Source organism: Tardiphaga sp. vice304, assembly GCF_007018905.1.
Taxonomy (GTDB): domain Bacteria; phylum Pseudomonadota; class Alphaproteobacteria; order Rhizobiales; family Xanthobacteraceae; genus Tardiphaga.
In genome coordinates this window covers 1,325,028-1,346,386 of the sequence record NZ_CP041402.1, presented here as the reverse complement: position 1 = coordinate 1,346,386, position 21,359 = coordinate 1,325,028, and the positions used below count along the sequence as shown (strand labels likewise).

At 64.6% G+C, this 21,359-nt stretch carries 20 protein-coding genes; 13 read left to right on the top strand and 7 right to left on the bottom strand.

The window, feature by feature from the left end:
• The first annotated feature begins 3 nt into the window (after window positions 1-3).
• The 4 genes from cyoC to FNL56_RS06350 all read left to right on the top strand — a co-directional run bounded on the left by cyoC (window position 4) and on the right by FNL56_RS06350 (window position 3,253).
• Window positions 4-639, top strand: a complete 636-nt coding sequence (cyoC, locus tag FNL56_RS06365) for a cytochrome o ubiquinol oxidase subunit III (protein WP_143572007.1) — start codon at window positions 4-6, stop codon at window positions 637-639.
• Window positions 636-1,031 carry a cytochrome o ubiquinol oxidase subunit IV gene (gene cyoD / locus FNL56_RS06360; RefSeq protein ID WP_143572006.1) on the top strand — a complete coding sequence of 132 codons (396 nt, stop codon included), beginning with the start codon at window positions 636-638 and terminating at the stop codon, window positions 1,029-1,031. Before cyoC ends, cyoD begins: the two co-directional genes overlap by 4 nt.
• Entirely contained in the window at window positions 1,028-1,747 is a 720-nt protein-coding gene (locus tag FNL56_RS06355; RefSeq protein WP_143572005.1) for an SURF1 family protein, read from the top strand. Before cyoD ends, FNL56_RS06355 begins: the two co-directional genes overlap by 4 nt.
• A gap of 288 nt (window positions 1,748-2,035) precedes the next feature.
• A complete protein-coding gene (locus FNL56_RS06350; RefSeq protein WP_143581840.1) occupies window positions 2,036-3,253 on the top strand; it encodes a YeeE/YedE family protein in 1,218 nt (405 codons plus the stop codon).
• Between the two features lie 195 nt (window positions 3,254-3,448).
• Here the strand turns inward: FNL56_RS06350 and FNL56_RS06345 are convergent, their stop codons facing one another.
• Complete coding sequence (locus FNL56_RS06345) at window positions 3,449-4,258, bottom strand: MetQ/NlpA family ABC transporter substrate-binding protein (RefSeq protein ID WP_143572003.1); 810 nt, start codon at window positions 4,256-4,258, stop codon at window positions 3,449-3,451.
• Window positions 4,259-4,291: 33 nt separating this feature from the next.
• The gene (locus tag FNL56_RS06340) at window positions 4,292-5,215 is read right to left on the bottom strand and encodes an aliphatic sulfonate ABC transporter substrate-binding protein (protein WP_210245514.1); all 924 of its coding nucleotides are present in this window, start codon (window positions 5,213-5,215) and stop codon (window positions 4,292-4,294) included.
• A 469-nt stretch (window positions 5,216-5,684) separates the two neighbouring features.
• Between FNL56_RS06340 and FNL56_RS06335 the strand changes: the two genes are divergently transcribed.
• The 4 genes from FNL56_RS06335 to FNL56_RS06320 all read left to right on the top strand — a co-directional run bounded on the left by FNL56_RS06335 (window position 5,685) and on the right by FNL56_RS06320 (window position 9,618).
• Window positions 5,685-6,599, top strand: a complete 915-nt coding sequence (locus FNL56_RS06335; protein WP_246660881.1) for a sulfonate ABC transporter substrate-binding protein — start codon at window positions 5,685-5,687, stop codon at window positions 6,597-6,599.
• 429 nt (window positions 6,600-7,028) lie between these two features.
• Window positions 7,029-8,135: a methionine ABC transporter ATP-binding protein gene (locus FNL56_RS06330; protein ID WP_143572000.1), complete on the top strand. Its 1,107-nt coding sequence runs from the start codon at window positions 7,029-7,031 to the stop codon at window positions 8,133-8,135.
• Window positions 8,125-8,790 carry a methionine ABC transporter permease gene (locus tag FNL56_RS06325; RefSeq protein WP_143571999.1) on the top strand — a complete coding sequence of 222 codons (666 nt, stop codon included), beginning with the start codon at window positions 8,125-8,127 and terminating at the stop codon, window positions 8,788-8,790. The genes FNL56_RS06330 and FNL56_RS06325 overlap by 11 nt, the downstream gene beginning before the upstream one ends.
• A gap of 45 nt (window positions 8,791-8,835) precedes the next feature.
• Complete coding sequence (locus FNL56_RS06320; protein ID WP_143581839.1) at window positions 8,836-9,618, top strand: MetQ/NlpA family ABC transporter substrate-binding protein; 783 nt, start codon at window positions 8,836-8,838, stop codon at window positions 9,616-9,618.
• Window positions 9,619-10,041: 423 nt separating this feature from the next.
• Here FNL56_RS06320 and FNL56_RS06315 read toward each other — a convergent pair whose 3' ends face one another.
• The 5 genes from FNL56_RS06315 to FNL56_RS06295 all read right to left on the bottom strand — a co-directional run bounded on the left by FNL56_RS06315 (window position 10,042) and on the right by FNL56_RS06295 (window position 15,214).
• Complete coding sequence (locus tag FNL56_RS06315) at window positions 10,042-10,449, bottom strand: hypothetical protein (protein ID WP_143571997.1); 408 nt, start codon at window positions 10,447-10,449, stop codon at window positions 10,042-10,044.
• A 164-nt stretch (window positions 10,450-10,613) separates the two neighbouring features.
• Window positions 10,614-11,903: an ArgE/DapE family deacylase gene (locus FNL56_RS06310; protein WP_143571996.1), complete on the bottom strand. Its 1,290-nt coding sequence runs from the start codon at window positions 11,901-11,903 to the stop codon at window positions 10,614-10,616.
• A gap of 112 nt (window positions 11,904-12,015) precedes the next feature.
• Window positions 12,016-13,293, bottom strand: a complete 1,278-nt coding sequence (gene gabT, locus FNL56_RS06305; protein ID WP_143571995.1) for a 4-aminobutyrate--2-oxoglutarate transaminase — start codon at window positions 13,291-13,293, stop codon at window positions 12,016-12,018.
• Between the two features lie 191 nt (window positions 13,294-13,484).
• Entirely contained in the window at window positions 13,485-14,510 is a 1,026-nt protein-coding gene (locus FNL56_RS06300; RefSeq protein ID WP_143577611.1) for a histone deacetylase family protein, read from the bottom strand.
• Window positions 14,507-15,214 (bottom strand): GntR family transcriptional regulator, encoded by a 708-nt coding sequence (locus FNL56_RS06295; RefSeq protein ID WP_143571993.1) that lies wholly within the window; start codon window positions 15,212-15,214, stop codon window positions 14,507-14,509. Before FNL56_RS06295 ends, FNL56_RS06300 begins: the two co-directional genes overlap by 4 nt.
• A 122-nt stretch (window positions 15,215-15,336) precedes the next feature.
• Between FNL56_RS06295 and FNL56_RS06290 the strand changes: the two genes are divergently transcribed.
• The 5 genes from FNL56_RS06290 (at window position 15,337) to FNL56_RS06270 (ending at window position 21,355) form a co-directional block, all read left to right on the top strand.
• Window positions 15,337-16,110 (top strand): class II aldolase/adducin family protein, encoded by a 774-nt coding sequence (locus FNL56_RS06290; protein WP_210245480.1) that lies wholly within the window; start codon window positions 15,337-15,339, stop codon window positions 16,108-16,110.
• A gap of 51 nt (window positions 16,111-16,161) precedes the next feature.
• Window positions 16,162-17,712 (top strand): ABC transporter substrate-binding protein, encoded by a 1,551-nt coding sequence (locus tag FNL56_RS06285; protein WP_143571992.1) that lies wholly within the window; start codon window positions 16,162-16,164, stop codon window positions 17,710-17,712.
• A 217-nt stretch (window positions 17,713-17,929) separates the two neighbouring features.
• A complete protein-coding gene (locus FNL56_RS06280; protein ID WP_143571991.1) occupies window positions 17,930-18,901 on the top strand; it encodes an ABC transporter permease in 972 nt (323 codons plus the stop codon).
• Complete coding sequence (locus tag FNL56_RS06275) at window positions 18,898-19,737, top strand: ABC transporter permease (RefSeq protein ID WP_143571990.1); 840 nt, start codon at window positions 18,898-18,900, stop codon at window positions 19,735-19,737. The genes FNL56_RS06280 and FNL56_RS06275 overlap by 4 nt, the downstream gene beginning before the upstream one ends.
• A 1-nt stretch (window position 19,738) precedes the next feature.
• A complete protein-coding gene (locus FNL56_RS06270) occupies window positions 19,739-21,355 on the top strand; it encodes an ABC transporter ATP-binding protein (protein WP_143571989.1) in 1,617 nt (538 codons plus the stop codon).
• Window positions 21,356-21,359 lie beyond the last annotated feature (4 nt).

Genomic DNA, 21,359 nt, shown 5'->3' with positions numbered 1-21,359 from the left:
TCGATGTCGACAGCCAACATTCTTCCCGAGGCCGAAACCACGGTGCCGTCGTTCTACCTGAGCGACGACGCGGACCACTCCGAGGGCGGCAGCACGATGCTGGGGTTCTGGCTCTATCTGATGAGCGATTGCCTGCTGTTCGCGATGCTGTTTGCGATCTACGGCGTGGTCGGCGCCAACTATGCCGCAGGTCCTTCGCCGAAGGACCTGTTCGAACTGCCACTGGTGGCGCTCAATACCGCGATGCTGCTGTTCTCGTCGATCACCTACGGCTTTGCGATGCTGTCGGTGCAGGAGAACGACAAGCGGTCGTCGCTGATCTGGCTGGGATTGACCGGCCTGTTCGGCCTCGCCTTCCTCGGCATCGAACTGCATGAGTTCCACAGCCTGATCCACGAGGGCGCCACGCCGCAGCGCAGCGCTTTCCTGTCGGCGTTCTTCACGCTGGTCGGTACCCACGGCCTGCACGTCACCTTCGGCCTGATCTGGCTGGGCACGCTGATGGCGCAGGTCGGCAAGCATGGCCTGATCCCGGCCAACAAGCGTCGCCTGATGTGCCTCAGCCTGTTCTGGCATTTCCTCGACGTGATCTGGATCGGCGTCTTCACCTTCGTCTATTTGCTGGGAATGCTGCGATGACCGCTCACGACACGCCTAACGCGGCAGCCCACGGCGATACGCATCACGACGACGGCGCCGCGCATGGCTCGCGCCGCGACTATATCGTCGGCTTCGTGCTGTCGGTGATCCTGACGGCGATTCCGTTCTGGCTGGTGATGTCCGGCACGATCGAGAACAAGCAGGTCACGGCTTTCATCGTAATGGCCTTCGCGCTGGTGCAGATTGTCGTGCACATGGTGTACTTCCTGCACATGAACTCGAAGTCCGAGGGCGGCTGGACCGTGATGGCGATGATCTTCACGGTGATCGTGATCGTCATCGCGCTGTCCGGTTCGTTGTGGGTCATGTACCACCTCAACACCAACATGATGCCGACGATGTCGCCGGAAGCCATGAAGAACATGCCGTGAGCCGCGCGGGCGACGGCGTCTCTCCTTCGCCACGCCCGCTGCGATTCCATCTGCTGTTCGGCACCGTGGTGCTGGCCGCCGCCTTGCTGCTGGGGCTCGGCATCTGGCAGGTCGAGCGCCGCGCCTGGAAGCTCGATCTGATCGCGCAGATCGACGCGCGCGTCGATGCGCCCCTGGTCGATGCGCCCGCTCCCGCCGCCTGGCCCTCGATCTCCGCCGCCACCGACGCCTACCGCCATGTCCGCGCTTCGGGCGAGTGGCTGCGCGACAGGGATACGCGGGTGCAGGCCGTCACCGCGCAGGGGGCTGGAAACTGGCTGCTGACGCCGCTGCGCACCGACGCCGGCTTCATTGTCCTGATCAACCGCGGTTTCGTGCCCACCGACAACAAGGCGGCGCTGCCGGCGCTGCCGCCGCGCGCCGAAATCACCGGCCTGCTGCGCATCACCGAGCCGAAAGGCGGCTTCCTGCGCGCCAACGACCCCGCAGCCGACCGCTGGTTCTCGCGCGACACAGCCGCGATCGCGCAAGCGCGGGGGCTCGGTGAGGTTGCGCCGTATTTCATCGATGCCGCGGAGGATCCGTCGCAGCCGGTGCCGGTCGGCGGGCTGACCGTGATCCGCCTGCCCAACAACCATCTGGTCTATGCCGCGACGTGGTTCGTGCTGGCCGGCATGGTCGGCGCGTTTGCCGTCAGGCTGTGGCGGCGGGATTGAATTACGGTACCCGCCGCCGTCATTGCGAGCTCAAGGAATGCCTCTGGCTTTCCCCTTAGCAAAGCGACGCGGCAATCCAGAAAGCCGCACGCGCGGAAAAAACTGGATTGCTTCGTCGCAAGGGCTCCTCGCAATGACGGGGAGAGGCCTGCGGTTCCTTCTTGCCTCGGCCCCGCGTGAGCGAAGCTTCGCTAGGGGGCGGAGGTGGAACGACCAGCCTCTCCGCGCTTGATCGCAGGCCGCAATCGTATATCTATCGATCATACTAATCACTGCAAGGCCTGCCCCATGACCGACATGTCCGTCGATGCCCCGCTGTTGTCCGGCCGGCCCGTTGGCCTCGGCATCAACGGAAAGGTCACCGCCATCGCGCTGGCGCTGCTGGCCGGCGGCGCGGTGGCGCTGGCTTATGTGTTCGCGTGGCGGCAGGGCGCGCTGTACCTGCTCGGCGGCGCGCTCGGTCTGACGTTGTATCACGCGCTGTTCGGCTTCACCTCGGCCTGGCGCGTCTTCATCTCCGACCGCCGCGGCACCGGGCTGCGCGCGCAGATGATCATGCTGGCGATCGCCGTGCTGCTGTTCTTCCCCGCGCTCGACCACGGCACGCTGTTCGGCCAGCCGGTGCGCGGCGAATATGGCGCGGTCGGCGTCGGCATGCTGACCGGCGCGTTCCTGTTTGGCCTCGGCATGCAGCTCGGCGGCGGCTGCGCCTCCGGCACGCTGTATACCGCCGGCGGCGGCAACACCCGGATGTTCGTCACGCTGGCGATGTTCATCGCCGGCTCGACGATCGGCGCCAGGCACCTGCCATGGTGGACCGCGCAGCCGAACATCGGGCCGCAGCCGCTGATCGAGAAGCTCGGCATGGTGCCGGCGCTGGCGCTCAGCCTGCTCGCGATGGCCGGCATCTACGCGCTCACCGTATTCCTGGAAAAGCGCCGCCACGGCGAATTGCGCGGCGGCGCGCCGTCGAAGGTGCATGGCTGGCGCCGCTTCCTGGAGGGGCCGTGGCCGCTGGTGGCCGGCGCTATAGCACTTGCGATCGGCAATTTCGCCACGCTGTACCTCGCCGGCCGGCCGTGGGGCATAACTTCGGCTTTCGCGCTGTGGGGCTCCAAGATCGCCGCGTTCTCCGGCGTCGATGTCGCGTCGTGGCCGTACTGGCAGGGCGCGCGTGCCGCGTCGCTGAAGGACAGCGTGTTCGCCGACATCACCTCGGTGATGGATTTCGGCATCGTGGTCGGCGCGTTGCTCGCCGCTGCCCTGGCCGGCAAGTTCAGTCCGCAATGGAAGATTGCACCGCGTTCGCTGCTGGCTGCGATCCTCGGCGGGCTGCTGCTCGGCTACGGCGCGCGGCTCGCCTATGGCTGCAACATCGGCGCGTATTTCTCCGGTATTGCCTCCGGCAGCCTGCACGGCTGGTTCTGGCTGGTCGCAGCGTTCCTCGGGAATATCCTGGGCACGCAATTGCGACCGCTGTTCGGCCTCAGCGTCGAGCGGAGCTGAGCTATCTTCCTTCCCTCTCCCCTTGTGGGAGAGGGTGGATCGACCGCGAAGCGGTCGAGACGGGTGAGGGGACGCCACAAATGCCGTCGCCCAGTAACCCCTCATCCGTCACGGCCTTCGGCCGTGCCACCTTCTCCCACAAGCGGAGAAGGAAGAGGCAGAGTATGCAGCGCCTTCAACGTCGAACAGAGCGTCCTAGTTGAAATAATCCGGCAGCACGAAGCCGGCGTAGAACTTGTCGCTGCGGATCGCGTTCTTGAACGTGTCGGACTTGTAGGCCTCGACGATACCCTTCGCCCACGGCGCGTCGACATTGCCGCGTTTCACGGCGACGACGTTGCTGTACGGCATCGTCATCTTCTCCAGCGCAAAAGCCTCCGTCAGCTTCAGCCCGGAGTAGATCGCGAAATTGCCCTGCACGGCGGCGAAGTCGGCGTCGTCCAGCGCGCGCGGCGCCTGGGCGTTTTCCAGCGGCACGATCTTGATGCCGGCAGGGTTCTTGATGACGTCGAGCTCGGTGACGTCGACCGGGTTGTTGTCCTTGATCTCGATCCAGCCGAGATCGCGCAGGATCCACAGCGCGCGTTGCAAATTGACCGGATCGTTCGGCACCACCACGGTCATGCCCTTCTTCACCGCATCGGCCTTGGCGTACTTCTTCGAATACAACCCCATCGGCGGGGTCGGCACCGTGATGATGCCGGCGAGGTCGGTCTTCTGGCGCTGGTTGTAGGCGTTCAGAAACACGGTGTGCTGCATCACATTCGCGTCGATGTCGTTGCCGAACACCGCGGTGTTGGCCTCGAGCCCGGTCGAGAACTCGAAGTATTTGATCGAGTAACCCTTTTTCTTCAGCTCCGGCTCGACGCCCTTCTTGAAGCCGTCGATATAGGGGCCAGGCACGAAGCCGATCTTGATTTCGGTCTTGGGCGCGGTCTGCGCAGTAGCAAGGCCGGCCGCGAACATGGCGAGGAGCGCCGCGGCGATGACGGAGGCGATCTTCATGATGGGTCTTTCAGGGAGAGGTTGTTCGTTGAATTACTTTGGCGACCAGAGTTTCGCGGCGGCGGCGTCGACCTTCACCGGGATCAAGCCTTCGGCGAAGAAGGCGTCAGCGATCTTCTGCTGCTCGGAAAGGCCCGGCAGCGTGACCGCGCCGACCTGGTAGGAGCGGTGACTGTTGGCCTCCTCGACGGTCGCGGCATCGATGCCCCACAGGCTGGCGAGCAGGGATGCGGCGTCCTTCGGCTGCGCCTTGACCCATGTGCCGGTCTCATCGAGCTTTTTATAGATCACACCCAGCACGTCGCTGCGCCGCTCGGCATAGGCGGCCGACGACAGGTAGTAGCGCTTGTAGCTCGCGAGCCCGTTGCCGCCATCGGCCAGCACGCGGGCGCCGGACTGCTTCAGCGCGCTGGTGAGGAACGGATCCCACGCCACCCAGGCCTGCACGTTGCCGCCGACAAAGGCGATGCGGCCGTCGGCCGGCGGCAGATAGGCCGGCGAGATGTCCTTGAAATTCAGCCCGGCCTTGCCGAGCGCGGCGAGCAGCAGATAGTGGCTGCCGGCGCCCTTGGTCACCGCAATCTTGCGCCCCTTGAGGTCGGCCAGCGACTTGATCGGCGATTCCGCCGGCACCAGGATCGCCTGCGCGGCCGGCGAGGCCGCTTCCTCGGCGATGTAGGCGAGTTTCGCGCCAGCCGCCTGAGCGAACAGCGGCACGGTGTCGGCGACGTCGGCGCCGAAATCAACATTGCCGGTATTGATCGCCTCGAGCAGCGGCAGGCCGCTGGAGAATTCGTGCCAGCTGATCTTCACGCCGAGCGGCGCCAGCGCCTTCTCCAGCTCGCCATTGGTCTTCAGGATCGCCGTCAGTGTCGATGACTTCTGATAGCCGATCCGGACCGTATCGCTTGCTGGCGTCTGCGCGCAGGCGAACGAGACCGACAGGATCGAGGCCATCGCGGCGAGCGGCAGGGCTTTCAGGCGCGTGAAAACATGCGGCAGGGAAAGCATGGGAAAATCCGGATCTGACGAACTACAGTTCAGCGGAAAATCCCGCCCGGCCCCGCAAGATGCAGCGCCCTCGCTAGGCTATCTGGCGGCCTCTGGCAGTCAATGGAACGGCTGACCGTAGTTGCCGGGCGCGCGATGCAGGCGTTCTGCGCGAGGCAAGCTACGCAGCGGAAACATTCTCCAACCCGTTTCGATACTACGTAAGGCTCGTCCAATGCAGCACGTCGCCGTAAGCATAAAGCTGCTGTCGCGTCGCGCCGGTCAAACAAAACCTTGCCGGCCGGGCGCTACCTTTGAAAGCACAATCCCGAGCGTCCGGCGTAGCGTTGACGTCCCGCAGCGAACGGCTGCAACGATCATCACGGAGTCTATGATGTCCCCGAGCAGACGAACGATCCTTTCCGGTCTGTCAGCCATGTTGCTGTCGGCCGCGCTGGCCGCACCCGCAACCGCCGAACCGCTGAAGGAAGTCCGCATCGGCTTCCAGAAGGCCGGCATCTTTCCGGTCGTGAAGCAGCGCGGCACGCTGGATGCCGCACTGAAGCAGCGCGGCATCACGGTCAAGTGGGTAGAGTTCCAGTTCGGCCCGCCGATCCTGGAGGCGATCAACACCGGCAATGTCGATTTCGGCTATACCGGCGACGCGCCGCCGATCTTCGCGCAGGCCGCGCGCGCCAATTTGCTCTACGTCGCGGCGACCCCGTCGGAAGGCAACAATCAGGGCATCGTCGTGCCCGCGGATTCGCCGATCAGGACGCTGGCCGATCTCAAGGGCAGGAAGGTCGGCTTCGCCAAGGGATCGAGCGCGCACAACACCCTCGTCGCGGCGCTGGAGAAAGCGGGCCTCGCTTACACCGATATCACGCCGGTGACGCTCGGGCCGGCCGATGCGGTCGCCGCCTTCGCCGGCGGCAACATCGATGCCTGGTCGATCTGGGATCCCTATCTGGCGCTGGCGGAGAACGGCAAGGTGCGCGTGCTTGCGTTCTCGAGTGACGTGCAGGAGAGCAACTCGTTCTTCCTCGCCAACAAGGATTTCACCACCAATCATGCCGACATCGTGGCGCTGCTGAACCAGACCTTTGCGGAAGAAGGCAAATGGGCCGCCGACCATCGCGCGGAAGTGGCCACCTCCCTGCGCGAGGCCACCGGCGTCGACAAGGATGCCACCATCCGCGCCGTCAATCGCTCGCAATACGGCGTGACCCCGATCACCGACAAGGTCATCGCCACCCAGCAGGAGACGGCCGACCGCTTCTTCAAGCTCGGCCTGATCCCCAAGGCGGTGAACGTGAAGGAGATCGTCTGGAAGTGGACGCCGGGGTCGTAGCTCTTTCTGTCCCTCCCCCTTGCGGGGTCTGGCGGACGAATTCGTCCGCCATGGGTGGCGCGTTTGAGAGCGAAGCGAACAAACCTGACGGGTGGGGGTAGCCACAGACGCCGTCGCCCGTGGCACCCCCACCCCGACCTCCACTCCCGACGATGCTTTCGCATCGTCGGGAGTGGAGGTCGACCCTCCCCGCAAGGGGGAGGGATACCACTGGCGCATGCGCCAAACAGCCAAACACCAAACAGCCGATTAACCCTGCAAATGCTGCGCTTGCGGTATCTCTGTCCCCTCCATCACCCCCACGGCATATAAATCTCGTCTTTTGTGCGCTGCGGTTGAAATCTGCGGCGAAAACAGTAGGTTACCCCCGCGGACAGGCGCCGGCGCAGACCGGCCCTTTCGTTTTCCAGATCAGCAGAAACAGCATCCATGAACGCGCCAGTGCCGCAGCCCGTCGGGGCACCCGTCCCCCTCATCGAACCGCCGGCGCGCGCGATCATCTCGTTCGCGGGCGTCAGCAAGCATTTTCCGGCGCGATCGGGATCCGCGGAAGTGCGCGCGGTCGATAATATCGACCTCAATGTCCCCGAAGGCGCCATCGTCGGCGTCATCGGGCGCAGCGGCGCCGGCAAATCGACGCTGATCCGGCTGATCAACGGCCTCGAACTGCCGAGCTCGGGCCACGTCACCGTCGACGGCCTCGACATCGGTTCGCTCGACGAGCGCGCCTTGCGACAGGCGCGGCGCTCGATCGGGATGATCTTCCAGCACTTCAACCTTTTGTCGTCGCGCACCGCCTTCGACAACATCGCGCTGCCGCTAGAGATCGCCGGCACGCCGCGGCGCGATATTCCGGGCATCGTCAACCCGCTGCTCGACATGGTCGGCCTTGCCGACAAGCGCGACCGCTATCCGGCCGAACTGTCCGGCGGCCAGAAGCAGCGCGTCGGCATTGCGCGGGCACTGGCGACCAGGCCGAAGGTGCTGCTGTCGGACGAGGCGACCTCCGCGCTCGATCCCGAGACCACCGGCCAGATCCTGGCGCTGCTGAAAAAGATCAACGCCGAGCTCAACCTCACCATTCTTTTCATCACCCACGAAATGGCGGTGGTGAAGAAACTCGCCGACCATGTCGCGGTGATGGAAAGCGGTCGCATCGTCGAGCAGGGCTCGACCTACGAGATCTTCGCCAACCCGCATCACGAGACCACCCAGCGCTTCGTCGGCGAAGTCACCGGCGGCAATGTGCCGGAGTGGCTGCAGCAGCAATTGCTGCCGGATTACGCAGCGGGCCGCCAGGCTGTGATCCGCATCTCCTTCACCGGCGCCGATGCCGACGAGCCGGTGCTGTCGCGCCTGACACGGGCCTACAATGTCGATTTCAACATCATGCACGGCCAGATCGAATATATCGCCGGCCAGCCGTTCGGCACGCTGATCACGTCGGTGCCCGCCGAACCGGCGTTGCTGACCCGGCTGATTACCGAGCTGACCAGCACCCGCAACCATGTGGAGCACCTTGGCTATGTCGCCTGAACTGTTGTCGCTGATCGCCTGGTCGACGCTGGACACGCTGACGATGGTGGCGCTGGCCGGCTCGTTCGGCACGCTGCTCGGCCTGCCGCTCGGCGTGTTCCTCGCCACCTCGCGCGCCGGTGAGTTGTTTCCCGCGCCAAACGTCAACCGCATCGTCGGCCTCGTCGTCAACGCCACGCGCTCGACGCCGTTCATCATTCTCGTGGTCGCCATCGTGCCGCTGACCCGCGCCATCGCCGGCACCTCGATCGGCACCCGCGCCGCGGTGGTGCCCCTGACCATCGCCGCGATCCCGTTCATCGCGCGCGTCATCGAAGGCGCGATCCGCGAAGTCGATCAGGGCCTGGTGGAAGCCGCGCGCGCCTTTGGCGCGAGCCCCTTGCAGATCGTGCAGAAGGTGCTGCTGCCGGAAGCGCTGCCCGCGGTGACGCTGGCCTTGACGCTCGCGATCGTCAGCCTGATCGGCTATTCCGCGATGGTCGGCGCGGTCGGCGGCGGCGGGCTCGGCGATCTCGGCATCCGCTACGGCTACCAGCGCTTCATGCCGGAAGTGATGCTCACCGTGGTGCTGGTGCTGATCTGCCTCGTGCAGGGCGTCCAGACCATCGGCGACCGGCTGTCGCGCCGCCTCGACAAGCGCAACCGCAATTCGTGAGCGCCCGCTCGCGCTGTTAGACGTCACCCACCGCAGGAAAAGAATATGTCGCTACGCTCGCTCGCCCTCTCCGCCGTCGCCGCTTTGGCGCTGACCGGTCTCGCTCACGCCGAAACCATCAAGGTCGGGGTCACCGCCGGGCCGCACGCGCAGGTGCTGGAAGCCGCCAAGGCAGTCGCCGCCAAGAAGGGTCTCGACATCCAGATCGTCGAATTTTCCGACTACGTCGTGCCCAACACGGCGCTCGACACCGGCGACCTGCAGGCCAATTCGTTCCAGCACCAGCCCTATCTCGACAACCAGATCGCCGACCGCAAGTTCAAGCTGGAGTCAGTCGCCACCACCATCAACTTCCCGATGGGCGTCTATTCGGCGAAGTACAAGACCTGGGACTCGGTGCCATCCGGCGCGTCGATCGCGATTCCGAACGATCCCACCAATGGCGGTCGCGTGCTGCTGCTGCTGCGCGACAAGGGCATCATCAAGCTGAAGGATGGCACAGGCTTCAAGCCGACCCTGCTCGACATCACCGAAAATCCGAAGAAGCTGAAGGTGATCGAGGTCGATGCCGCGCAGCTGCCGCGCACGCTGCCCGACGTCGACGTCGCCGGCATCAACATCAATTACGCCACCCAGGCCGGCCTCGATCCGGTGAAGGATGCCATTTTGCGTGAAGACCCCAAGGGCCCCTACGCCAACGTCATCGCGGTGCGCGTCGTCGACAAGGACAAGCCCTGGGTGAAGATTCTGGTCGAGAGCTACCAGTCGCCGGAAGTGAAGGAATTCATCGCCACGAAGTTCAAGGGCGCGGTGCTGGCGACCTGGTAGGCCGCGTACTTCATGAGTAGCTGCGAGCGCTCAGAATGATGGGCGCTCGCATTCTCCGCATGTCGTCCCCGCGAAAGCGGGGACCCATAGCCTCCGACTTCAAAGTGAAAACGCCACGACCCCCTGCGCGCCACGGCGCAGACAGCGTGTATGGGTCCCCGCTTTCGCGGGGACGACACAAGAGGCCGGAGCGCCATCTATATGCTTGAGAAAAAGTGGGACCGCCGACGCGGGTAATAACGGCGGTCCCGTGCCGTGCACTCGAAATCCCGGGCAGGAAAGCGACTTCGATGCCCGTTTTGCATCAGCGTAATCGACGCTATCGCAGTGGCGCTGCGCTGCAACGCTAACCCTTTGTTAACCTAACCGATCAACCTTACCCGGGCCGCTTTTCCGGCAATCGGCGGGCGGGCGGAGAATAATCTACTGCGCGGCGGCCTTCATCGCTTTGATGGCTTCGGCGTTGGCGCAATAATGTTGATAGTTCTGCGCGGCGGTTTCGGCCGAGATGTCGTTGCGGCAGGTATGCTTGTGTTCGCATTCGCCGCAGCAGGTCTGCATGTCTTGGAACTCGCGCGGATTGATGGCGTCGATGGTCTGCTGGCTGAAGCCGAGCGCCTTCATCATCAGCGGCAGTTCGGCGGCGTCCGGCGGCCCCTGCTGCACCAGCATGTCGAGGTATCCCGGTGCCAGGCCGAGCTCATGCGCCATGCGCTGAAACTCACCGGCGTCGAGGTCGCGCAATTCGGCGATCTCGCGGCGGTGCTGCACCCAGGCATGGATGCGATCGATGACGGCGCCGGCGATCGAGGTTTGGGTCGGGGTTGTCACGGCGTCCTCCGTTGCTGGTTGGCTGCAGCAATGTTCGGCCCATGACGTCCCCCTCGCATTGCGGTGGATCAATCGGCGTCAATTTTGGGCCGCGGGGAGCGATTGTTGCCCGGATATCTGGATCCCAGATCGCTCGCCAAAACGCCGCCTCGTGGTTTCAGCCGCTACGCGTCCAGCTTCTCCACGCCGCACCACTCCGCGATGAACAGCGCCAGCGCCGTGGTGGTCTTCTTCAGCGACGGCAGATTGACGCCTTCGTCGAAGCCGTGGACGCCGCGCGAGATACAGCCGTAATTCAGCGTCGGCACGCGATCGAACAGCGCATAGACGCGGCTGTCGAGATAGGCCAGCGACGTGACGGTTTCCGGCTTCTGGCCGAACACCGCCTGATGCGCCGCGGCCAGCGTGGCTTCGGCATCGGAGCCGGGGTTAAGCTCATAGCCTTCGGCCTGGAAGCCGTTGAAGGTGATGGTCGGCGGGATGTTCGACAGGAACGCGTCGCCCCGCGTGAAGACGGCGACGCAATCGACGATTTCCTTCTTCGCGGCTTCGGCTGTCTTGCCAGGCAGCAGCGAGATCCGCATGTCGACCTTGCACCACGCCGGCACCGAGGACGCCCAGTCGCCGCCGGCGATCTTGCCTATATTGAGATTGACCGGCTTCTCGATGTGGCGAAAATGCGCGTGCTCGTCCTTGGTCGCGTTCCATTTGGCTTCCAGCTTGCGCAGCTCGCCGATCACGCGGTAGGCGGCGTCGATCGCGTTGGCGCCGGTGCCCATCCGCTGCACATGCACCGGGACGCCGCGGACCTCGAGCTGGAACCAGACCACGCCGACATTGGCGCGCGTGATGGTCTCGTGCGACGGCTCGGAGATCACCACGGCATCGGCCTTGTAGCCGCGCAGATGCGTCATCAGCGCGCCGTCGCCGGTGGATTCCTCCTCCACCACGGACTGCAGATACACCGTCGCCGCCGGCTGCAGGCCCAGGCTCTTCAGCGCATCGAGCGCAAAGATATTGGCGGCGCAGCCGGCCTTCATGTCGCCGGCGCCGCGGCCCTGCATCCAGTCGCCCTGGATCACCGGATCGAAAGGCGCGGTGGCCCACATGTCGTGCGGGCCTTCCGGCACAACGTCGACATGGCCCTGCATGATCAGCGAGCGGCCGGTCTCCTCGCGCGGGTGATGCGTGCCGACCACGATCGGCGCGGTCGAGTGCAGATCATCCCAGGCGCCGGCGCCGGGATGCGCGGCCAGCGCTGCGCGGTCCATCGCAAAGCGCTCCATCTTGTAGCCGCGCTCCCGGATGGCGCGGAACATGAAGTCCTGCATGGTGTGTTCATTGCCGCGCGTCGAGACGTGGCGCACCATGGCCTGCGTGAACTTGACCTGGGCATCGAAGCCCTTGTCGACCGCAGCGATGATGTCGTCGCGAAGTTTCGGATCGAGAGTCATGAGGGATACCTTTGATCTTGGATGGCGGGTCGATCGTTTGGTCGTTTCAACAAGGAAGATGCAGCGGCGGCACTCAACACCTCTCCCCGGCGGGGAGAGGTAAAGGAACAGCTTACGCCGACAATGCGAGTTCGAGCTTGTCGAGGCCTTCGTTGATGATCTCGTCCTGCGCGGTGAGCGGGACAAGGATGCGAATGGTATTGAAGCTGGTGCCGCAGGACAGCAGGATCAGGCCGTGCTCGGCGGCGCGCTGCGTCACGCGCTTCGTCATCTCGGCATCCGGCGCCTCGCCGCCGCGCTCTTTCACGATGTCGAATGCGATCATCGCGCCGACCGCGCGCACGCCGGCCATCGGCAACAGGTCGTTGCGCTGCTGCATCTTCTTCAGGCGCGAGACGATGTGCTCGCCGATCACATTGGCGCGGTCGACGAGTCTGTCCTTCTCGAACACGTCGAGCACCGCGTTGGCCGCAGCGACCGCGAGCGGGTTGCCGGCATAGGTGCCGCCGAGGCCGCCGGGATCGGCGGCGTCCATGATCTCCTGCTTGCCGATCACGCCCGACAACGGGAAGCCGCCAGCGAGGCTCTTGGCCACGGTGATGAGATCGGGCCTGACGTCATAGTGCTCCATCGCGAACATCTTGCCGGTGCGGCCATAGCCGGTCTGTACTTCGTCGGCGATCAGCACGATGCCGTTCTCGTCGCAGATTTTCCGCAACGCGCGCATCAGTTCCGGCGGCGCCTGGTGGAAGCCACCCTCGCCCTGCACCGGCTCGATGATGATCGCAGCCACGCGCGCCGGATCGATGTCGGCCTTGAACATGAAGCCGAGATATTTCAGCGATTCTTCCACGGTGACATCGAGCTGCGGCGCGGGGAACGGCACGTGCCAGACTTCCGGCAGAGCGGCGCCAAAGCCCTTCTTGTAGGGAAATACCTTGCCGGTCATCGTCATGGTCAGCGCGGTGCGGCCATGGAAGCTGCCGGTGAAGGCGATCACGCCGGCACGGCCGGTGGCGGCGCGCGCTATCTTGATGGCGTTCTCGGTGGCTTCGGCGCCGGTCGTGAAGAACGCGGTCTTCAGCGGGCCGTCGATCGGGGCCAGCTTGTTGAGGCGTTCGGCCAGCGTGACGTAGGGTTCGTACAACAGCACCTGGAAGCAGGTGTGGGTGAAGCGCTCCATCTGCTCGCGCACCGCGGCCATCACATGCGGGTTGCAGTGGCCGGTATTGAGCACGGCGATGCCGCCGGCGAAATCGATATAGCGCTTGCCCTCGACGTCCCAGACTTCCGAATTCAGCGCGCGCTGCGCCGAGATCGGCGTGGAGTGGCCAATGCCGCGCGGCACGGCGGCTTCACGGCGGGCGAAGATTTCAGCATTGGTGGGCATGGGATTTCCTGGTGCTTCTAGGTGGTTTAAAAGAACGATCAGTGTGTAGCCCGGATGGAGCTTCAGCGTTCGCGCGTAGCGCGAAGGCGGAAGCGCAATCCGGGGCCGGCCTATCGGTGGAGCGGCAGGCCCCGGATTGCGGCATCGCGGCGCTGCGCGCCGCGATGCCGCAATCCGGGCTACGCATGGAGTTATCGCGCGGCTTCAAATCCCTTCAGCGTCGAGGTGAGGTTGGCGCCTAGGATGTCGGAGAGGTAGCCGCCCTCCTGGACGAGAACGGTGGGCAGGCCCAGCCGCGCCAGCTCGGCGCCGATGCGGGCGAAGCCCGGGGTGGTGATTTTAAGCGCCGCGAGCGGATCCTGTTCGGAGGCGTCCAGCCCGAGCGCCACGACCAGCGCGGTAGGCGCGAACGCCTGGATGGTTTTGGCGGCGATCTGCATCGCCGCGATGTAGCCATCGTCGCCGGTGCCGATCGGCAAGGGGATGTTGAGGTTGGTGCCGAGGCCGTTGCCCTCGCCGCGTTCATGGGCGTAGCCCCAGACGAATGGATAGTAGCTGGTCGGATCGGCATGGATCGACACCGTCAGCACGTCGGGCCGCGAATAAAAGATACCCTGGGTGCCGTTGCCGTGATGCACATCGACGTCGAGGATCGCGACGCGCTCGTGCTTCTGCCGCAGATGCTCGGCGGCGATCGCCGAATTGTTCATGAAGCAGAAGCCGCCGGCGAGATCGCGATAGGCATGGTGGCCGGGCGGCCGGCACAGCGCGTAGACGGCGTCCTCGCCGTCCAGCACCATCTGCGCGGCGGTGGTCGCCGTATCGGTGGCGGCGCAGGCGCCGGCCCAGGTGCCCGGCCCCATCGGCGCCGACGTATCCACCGTGTGCCAGCCGAGCTTGCCGACGATGTGCGACGGATAGCTGCCCGGCACCCGCACCGGATGCATGTTGGGGATCATCTCGGCGCCGGCGTCCGGCAGCCTCTGCCATTCGTCCCAGGCGTCTTCGAGGAAGCGCAGATATTGCGGCGAATGCACGCGCGCGCGCGGCCCCTGGCCGAATTCGGTGGGGGCTACGATCGTATGCTGGCCGTCGTGAAGGCCCTTGAGCAGGCGCACCGCGCGCTCCGGCTGTTCGGTGGTCCGCTTGATGACGCCGCGCACCAGATAGAATTGCGGGTCATGGCTCGAGTGCTTGTCGCTGTAGACGGCTTTCACGAAGAGGCTCCGTTGCTGGATTGGGGAATGTCGCGGACCAGCCGGGCGACTTCATGCCAGGCAGCCCCGATGTGGTAATCGATCCGTGCGTTGATGATGTCGGGATGGCCCTGCACCAGAGCATCGAGCACCGCTTCATGCGTCTGGGCGATGCGGCGCGGATCGTCATAGAGCCGGCCGATCAGGCCGATCACCATGCGCAGTTCGGACGCCAGATCGTCGAACAGCCGCAGCAACCGCGCGGAGTCGGCGATCTCGCAGATCATGCGGTGAAATTTGTAGTCTTCCTCGACCTGTCGCGCGGGCTCGTCGAGATCGGCGCTCTCATACATCACGTCGATCTGCCGCCGCAGCGCATCGCGCGCCGCGGGAGTCATGTTTCTGGCGGCTAATACCGCGGCGTGGGATTCGACGCAGATGCGCAGGTCGTAGATCTCGTCGATGTCGCGCGCCTTGAGCTTGCGCACGAAAAAGCCGCGGCGCGGATGCGATACCAGCAGGCCCTGCTGCTCGAGCAATCTAGCTGCCTCGCGCACCGGCGCGCGGCTGATGCCGAGTTCGCGCGCCACGCCGGCCTCGACCACCTTGGTGCCCGGCTGCAACTGCCCCTGAATGATCGCCTGCGTCAAAATCCGCGCGACCTGGCCGACCAGATCGGTATCCGCGAGGGCCGTCAGCCCGACTGGTGGCGTAATCAGACGCATGGAGTGAGAAGACCCTTTCAGCGGCTGTACAAGATTTAAGCGCCGATTGTCGACAGTTTAATCTTGCGACCTGCCATGCGTTTGTGTCTTCTGCAGACACCTTAGAAACCGGGATTGCGCTCGTGAATATCCATGCAAGCATTACGCCGACCGTCTCCGATCTTCAGCAGACCCGCATCGATCTGGCAGCCGCCTATCGCCTGATTCACCGGCTCGGCCTCGACGACAGCATCTACACGCACATCTCGGTGCGCGTGCCCGGCACGCAGAATCGCTTCCTGATCAATCCCTACGGCATGCGCTTCGAGGAAGTCACCGCGTCGAACCTCGTGACCGTCGATGTCGATGGCAAGGTCGTCGATGATCCGCTCGGCCTCGGCATCAATCCGGCCGGCTTCACCATTCACAGTGCAGTGCACGCGGCGCGTCACGATGCGCACTGCGTGCTGCATACGCACACGGTCGCGGGCGTCGCCGTATCGTGCCAGAAGGACGGGCTGCTGCCGCTCAACCAGTGGTCGATGCAGTTCACCGAGCGGCTCGCTTATCACGATTATGAAGGCATTGCGCTCGACCTGTCCGAGCGCGAGCGCCTGGTGCGCGACCTCGGCGACAAGATGGTGCTGGTCCTGCGCAACCACGGCATGCTGACCTGCGGCCGCTCGGTTGGCGAAGCCTTCAAGCTGATGCACAATATGGAGCGGTCCTGCCGCGCGCAGTTGGCGCTGCAGGCCGCGGGCGCCGAGATCGTGATGCCGTCGCATGCAGTGGCTCTGCATACCGCGAGCCAGTACGATCGCGGCTACCAGAAGATCGAGGTCGAAGGACAGCCGGACAGCGAGTGGGCGGCATTCAAGCGCATGCTGGATCGCACCGATCCCGGCTACAAGAACTGAGCGACTTCACAACACGTTGTAAAAACGCGCCATTAGGGCTGGGGGAATACCATGCTGAAGCACTTCTTGTTGGGGCTGGCTTTGACGAGCAGCCTGTGTACGGCGGCGATCGCGCAGCAGCCGAAAATGGGCGGCGTCATCAACGCGGTGATTCAGCCGGAGCCCCCCGGCCTGATGCTGGCGCAGGTGCAGAACGGCCCGACGCAGATGGTGTCGGGCAACATCTATGAGGGCCTGCTGCGCTACGACCAGAAACTGGTGCCGCAGCCCGGCCTCGCCGATAGCTGGACCATTTCTGACGACCGCAAGACCTACACTTTCAAGCTGCATCCCGGCGTCACCTGGCACGACGGCAAGCCGTTCAGCTCGGCCGACGTGCTGTTTTCGATCGAGATGCTGAAGCAGACCCACGCGCGCGCCCGCAACAATCTGGTGCAGCTCGACAAGGTCGAGGCGCCCGACGATCTCACCGTGGTGTTCACGCTGAAGCAGCCGTTCGGCCCGTTCCTCGGGATTTTCGAGGTCGGCTCGATGCCGATGGTGCCGAAACATCTCTATGAAGGCACCGACTTCAAGACCAATCCGAACAACAATACGCCGATCGGCACCGGCCCCTTCATGTTCAAGGAATGGAAGAAGGGCTCGTTCATCCGTCTGGTGAAAAACCCGAACTACCACGTCAAGGGCAAGCCCTATCTCGACGAGATCTACTGGCAGATTATCCCGGACGCCGCCGCGCGGTCGGTGGCCTATGAGACCGGCAAGGTCGATGTGCTGCCGGGCGGCTCGATCGAGAATTTCGACGTGCCGCGCGTCTCCAAGCTGAAGAACACCTGCATCACCGGCGAGGGCTGGGAGTTCTTCTCGCCGATGGCCTGGATGTGGCTCAACAACCGCCAGGGCCCGACCGCCAACAAGCTGGTTCGCCAGGCCATCATGTACGCGGTGGACCGCGAATTCGCCCGCGACGTGATCTGGAACGGTCTCGGCAAGGTCGCCACCGGCCCGTCGGCCTCGACCATCAAGTTCTACACCGACGACGTCAGGAAATATCCGTTCGATCCCGCCAAGGCCAAGGCGCTGCTCAAGGAAGCCGGCTACAAGGGCGAGAAGCTGCGCATGATGCCGCTGCCTTACGGCGAGACCTGGCAGCGCTGGGCCGAAGCCATCAAGCAGAACCTGCAGGATGTCGGCATCAACATCGAAACCATCGCTACCGACGTGCCGGGCTATAACCAGAAGATCGGCGAATGGGATTTCGACATCTCGTTCAGCTATCTCTACCAGTACGGCGACCCCGCGCTTGGCGTCGGCCGCAACTACGTCTCCAGCCAGATCCAGAAGGGCCAGCAGTTCAACAACGTCGAGGGCTATTCCAACCCCGAGATCGACCAGTTGTTCGCCGATGGCGCAATCGCAACCCCGGATTCCAAGCGCAAGGAGCTCTACGACAAGGCGCAGAAGATCCTGGTCGAGGACGTGCCGATCGCCTGGATGCTCGAATTGCAGTTCCCGACCATCACCAACTGCAAGGTGAAGAACCTGATCACCACCGGCATCGGCGTCAATGACGGCTTCCGCGACGCCTGGATGGACAAGTAAGACGCGCCTGCGTGGCTTCCTGCGATGACGGGCGGAGACCTCTCCCCGTCATTGCGAGGAGCCACTTGGCGACGCGGCAATCCAGAGGCCGCAAGCTCGGCAAGTGCTGGATTGCTTCGTCGCTCCGCTAAGAGGAAAGTTGGCAAGCCAACTTTCCTTGGCCTCGCCATGACGGGGAGAGGCCTATTCAAAACATGACCTTTAAATTGGACCTCTGATGCTGTCATTTGTTGCCCAGAGGATCGTGAAGGGCGTCGTCGTCCTGTTGGCGATCGTCGTGATGAACTTCTTCCTGATCCGCCTTGCGCCCGGCGATCCCGCCGTGGTGATGGCCGGCGAGGCCGGCGCTTCCGATCCGCAATTCGTCCAGCAATTGCGCGAGAAATTTTCGCTCGACAAGCCGCTGCCCGAGCAATTGGCGTCCTACGTCAAGGGCATCGTCACACTCGATCTCGGCTTCTCGTTCCGCCAGCAGATGCCGGTGTCGAAGCTGATCTCGGAGCGGATCGGCGCGACCCTGCTGCTGACGCTGTCGGCATTCGGCATCTCGCTGGCGCTCGGCATCTTCTTCGGCACGCTGGCGGCGCGTTTTGCGGGGAGTTGGGGCGACAGTGCGATCACCGCCGCAGCATTGATCTTCTATGCCACGCCGATCTTCTGGCTGGCCCTGATGGCGATCCTGTTGTTCTCGGTCTATCTCGGCTGGCTGCCGAGCTTCGGCTACGACACCGTCGGCGCCAATTACACCGGGCTGGCCTATGTCGGCGACGTCGCTTTGCATCTCATCATGCCGGCGATGACCATCGGCCTGTTCTTCATGGCGACCTATACCCGCATGACCCGCGCCTCGATGCTCGAGGTGAAGCGGCTCGATTTCGTCAAGACCGCGCGCGCCAAGGGGCTGCGCGACAACGTCATCCAGCGAAGACACGTGCTGCGCAATGCGCTGTTGCCGGTGGTGACGCTGGCTGGCGTGCATTCCGGCACGCTGATCGGCGGCGCGGTGATTACCGAGACGGTCTATGCCTGGCCCGGCATCGGCCGGCTGATGTACGAGGCGCTGCTGCAGCGCGACTACAATCTCTTGCTCGGCGTCTTCGTGGTCTGCTCCGCCATGGTGCTGATCTTCAACCTCATCACCGACCTGGTCTATCGGCTGGTCGATCCGCGCATCGAATTTGCCTCATGAAACAGTTCTGGAAATCGATGCTGCGGCATCCCGGCGGCGTCATCGGGATGGTGATCCTGTTCATCGCCATCTTCATCGCCATTCTCGGCCCGACCATCTTCCCGAATTCGCCGTGGCGGATGGTGCAGCGGCCGTTCCTGCCGCCCTTCACCAATCCCGCGGTGTGGCTCGGCACCGACGCGCTCGGCCGCGACGTGTTCGCCGGCATCATCTATGGCGCGCGCGTGTCGTTGCTGGTCGGCCTCGTCTCCACGCTGGTGGCCTTGACCGTCGGCGTGCCGCTCGGCGCGCTCGCCGGCTATTTCGGCGGCCGGGTCGATGACGCCCTGATGCGCTTCACCGAATTCTTCCAGACCATCCCGAGCTTCGCGCTGGCGATCGTGCTGGTAGCGATCCTGCAGCCGTCGATCTATTCGATCGTCGCCTCGATCGGCATCGTGTCGTGGCCGCCGGTGGCGCGGCTGGTGCGCGCCGAGGTCTTGAGCCTGCGCACCCGCGAATACGTCCAGGCCGCGATCGTCACCGGGCAAAGCAATAGCTGGATCATCTGGCGCGAGATCCTGCCGAACGCGCTGTCGCCGGTGATCGTGCTGGCATCGCTGATGGTCGCCACCGCGATCCTGCTGGAATCATCATTGTCGTTCCTCGGCCTCGGCGATCCCAACATGATTTCCTGGGGCTACATGGTCGGCGCCGGCCGCACCGTGATCCGCCAGGCGTGGTGGATCACCGTATTCCCCGGCGTCGCCATCCTGCTCGCGGTGCTGGCGATGAACCTGGTCGGCGAAGGCCTCAACGACGCGCTCAACCCGCGGCTTGCCAAGGACGGACGCTGACATGACCGCACCCGCTGTCTCCATCAAGAATTTGCGCATCGGGCTGCCCAAGGGCGCCGAGCGGCCCTACGCCGTCGACAGCATCTCGATCGACCTGATCCCGGGCGAGATCGTCTGCGTGGTCGGCGAATCCGGCTCCGGCAAGTCAATGTGCGCGCATGCGCTGCTGGGCCTGTTGCCCGACACGGTGTCGACCGAGACCGGCGAGATCCTGTTCGAGGGCCGGGACCTTCTGAAGATGGACGAAGACGGCTGGCGCGACGTGCGCGGCCGCCACATCGCGATGGTGTTCCAGGAGCCGATGACGGCGCTCAATCCGTTGATGCGGATCGGCGACCAGATGATGGAGATGTTCGAGGCGCACGATCTGCTGACGCCGAAGGAGCGCCGCGCCAAGGCGCTGGGGCTGGCGCGCGAGGTCGGCCTGCCGGATCCGGAGCGCATCGTCCGCGCCTATCCGCACCAATTGTCCGGCGGGCAGCGGCAACGCGCGATGATCGCGATGGCGCTGGCGCTGGAGCCCGCGGTGCTGGTCGCCGACGAGCCGACCACCGCGCTCGACGTCACCACCCAGGCGCAGATTCTCAAGCTGATCCGCGACCTGCAGCGACGTCGAAACATGGCGGTGATGTTCATCACGCATGATTTCGGCGTCGTCGCCGATATCGCCGACCGCGTCGTGGTGCTGCGCTATGGCAAGGTTGTCGAAGAGGGCACCGCCGCCGAAGTGCTGACGCGTCCGCAGCACGACTACACCAAGGCGCTGCTGGCGGCCGTGCCGTCGGTACATCCGCCGGTGCGCGCGCCGCTGACACACCGCGCCAAGGCGCTGGAAGTCGTCGGCCTCGACAAGACCTATGTGACGTCCGGCGGCTGGTTCAAGCCCGCGCGTTCGGTGCGCGCCGCCAACGAGGTCTCGTTCGACATCTTCCAGGGCGAGACGCTCGGCCTGGTCGGCGAATCCGGCTCCGGCAAGTCGTCGGTGGCAAGGCTGGTGATGCAGCTCATCAAGCCCGACCGCGGCACCGTGCGGCTCGGCGAGTCCGATCTCATGCTGCTCAAGGGCCGCGCGCTGCGCGACGAACGCCACCGCATCCAGATGATTTTCCAAGATCCGTTCGCCTCGCTCAATCCGCGGCGCCGCGTCGGCAACATCATCAGCGACGGCCCGATCGCGCATGGCGCCGATCGCAAGGTGGCGATGCAGCGCGCCCGCGACCTGCTCGGCATGGTCGGGCTCGACGCCGGCGCGATGGATCGTTACCCGCACGAATTCTCCGGCGGCCAGCGCCAGCGCATCGGCATCGCGCGCGCGCTGGCGCTCGATCCGGAAATCATCGTCGCGGACGAGGCCGTCTCCGCGCTCGACGTTTCCGTGCAGGCCCAGGTGCTGGCGCTGCTCGAGGATCTGAAGGCGCGGCTCGGCCTGTCGATGCTGTTCATCACCCATGATTTGCGCGTTGCGGCGCAGATCTGCGACCGCATCGCGGTGATGCAGCGCGGCGTGATCGTCGAATTGAAACCGACGGCGGAGCTGTTCGCGTCGCCGGAACATCCCTATACGCGCGAGCTGCTGGCGGCGGTGCCCGGCCAAAGCGCGCCTTCGAAAGCCGCCTGATCCC

Bases quoted from the DNA above. Each gene is read 5' to 3' on its own strand.
- cyoC (WP_143572007.1), top strand. From the start codon at position 4: ATGTCGACAGCCAACATTCTTCCCGAGGCCGAAACCACGGTGCCGTCG.
- cyoD (WP_143572006.1), top strand. From the start codon at position 636: ATGACCGCTCACGACACGCCTAACGCGGCAGCCCACGGCGATACGCAT.
- FNL56_RS06350 (WP_143581840.1), top strand. From the start codon at position 2,036: ATGACCGACATGTCCGTCGATGCCCCGCTGTTGTCCGGCCGGCCCGTT.
- FNL56_RS06345 (WP_143572003.1), bottom strand. From the start codon at position 4,258: ATGAAGATCGCCTCCGTCATCGCCGCGGCGCTCCTCGCCATGTTCGCG.
- FNL56_RS06340 (WP_210245514.1), bottom strand. From the start codon at position 5,215: ATGGCCTCGATCCTGTCGGTCTCGTTCGCCTGCGCGCAGACGCCAGCA.
- FNL56_RS06335 (WP_246660881.1), top strand. From the start codon at position 5,685: ATGTTGCTGTCGGCCGCGCTGGCCGCACCCGCAACCGCCGAACCGCTG.
- FNL56_RS06330 (WP_143572000.1), top strand. From the start codon at position 7,029: ATGAACGCGCCAGTGCCGCAGCCCGTCGGGGCACCCGTCCCCCTCATC.
- FNL56_RS06325 (WP_143571999.1), top strand. From the start codon at position 8,125: ATGTCGCCTGAACTGTTGTCGCTGATCGCCTGGTCGACGCTGGACACG.
- FNL56_RS06320 (WP_143581839.1), top strand. From the start codon at position 8,836: ATGTCGCTACGCTCGCTCGCCCTCTCCGCCGTCGCCGCTTTGGCGCTG.
- FNL56_RS06310 (WP_143571996.1), bottom strand. From the start codon at position 11,903: ATGACTCTCGATCCGAAACTTCGCGACGACATCATCGCTGCGGTCGAC.
- gabT (WP_143571995.1), bottom strand. From the start codon at position 13,293: ATGCCCACCAATGCTGAAATCTTCGCCCGCCGTGAAGCCGCCGTGCCG.
- FNL56_RS06295 (WP_143571993.1), bottom strand. From the start codon at position 15,214: ATGCGTCTGATTACGCCACCAGTCGGGCTGACGGCCCTCGCGGATACC.
- FNL56_RS06285 (WP_143571992.1), top strand. From the start codon at position 16,162: ATGCTGAAGCACTTCTTGTTGGGGCTGGCTTTGACGAGCAGCCTGTGT.
- FNL56_RS06280 (WP_143571991.1), top strand. From the start codon at position 17,930: ATGCTGTCATTTGTTGCCCAGAGGATCGTGAAGGGCGTCGTCGTCCTG.
- FNL56_RS06275 (WP_143571990.1), top strand. From the start codon at position 18,898: ATGAAACAGTTCTGGAAATCGATGCTGCGGCATCCCGGCGGCGTCATC.
- FNL56_RS06270 (WP_143571989.1), top strand. From the start codon at position 19,739: ATGACCGCACCCGCTGTCTCCATCAAGAATTTGCGCATCGGGCTGCCC.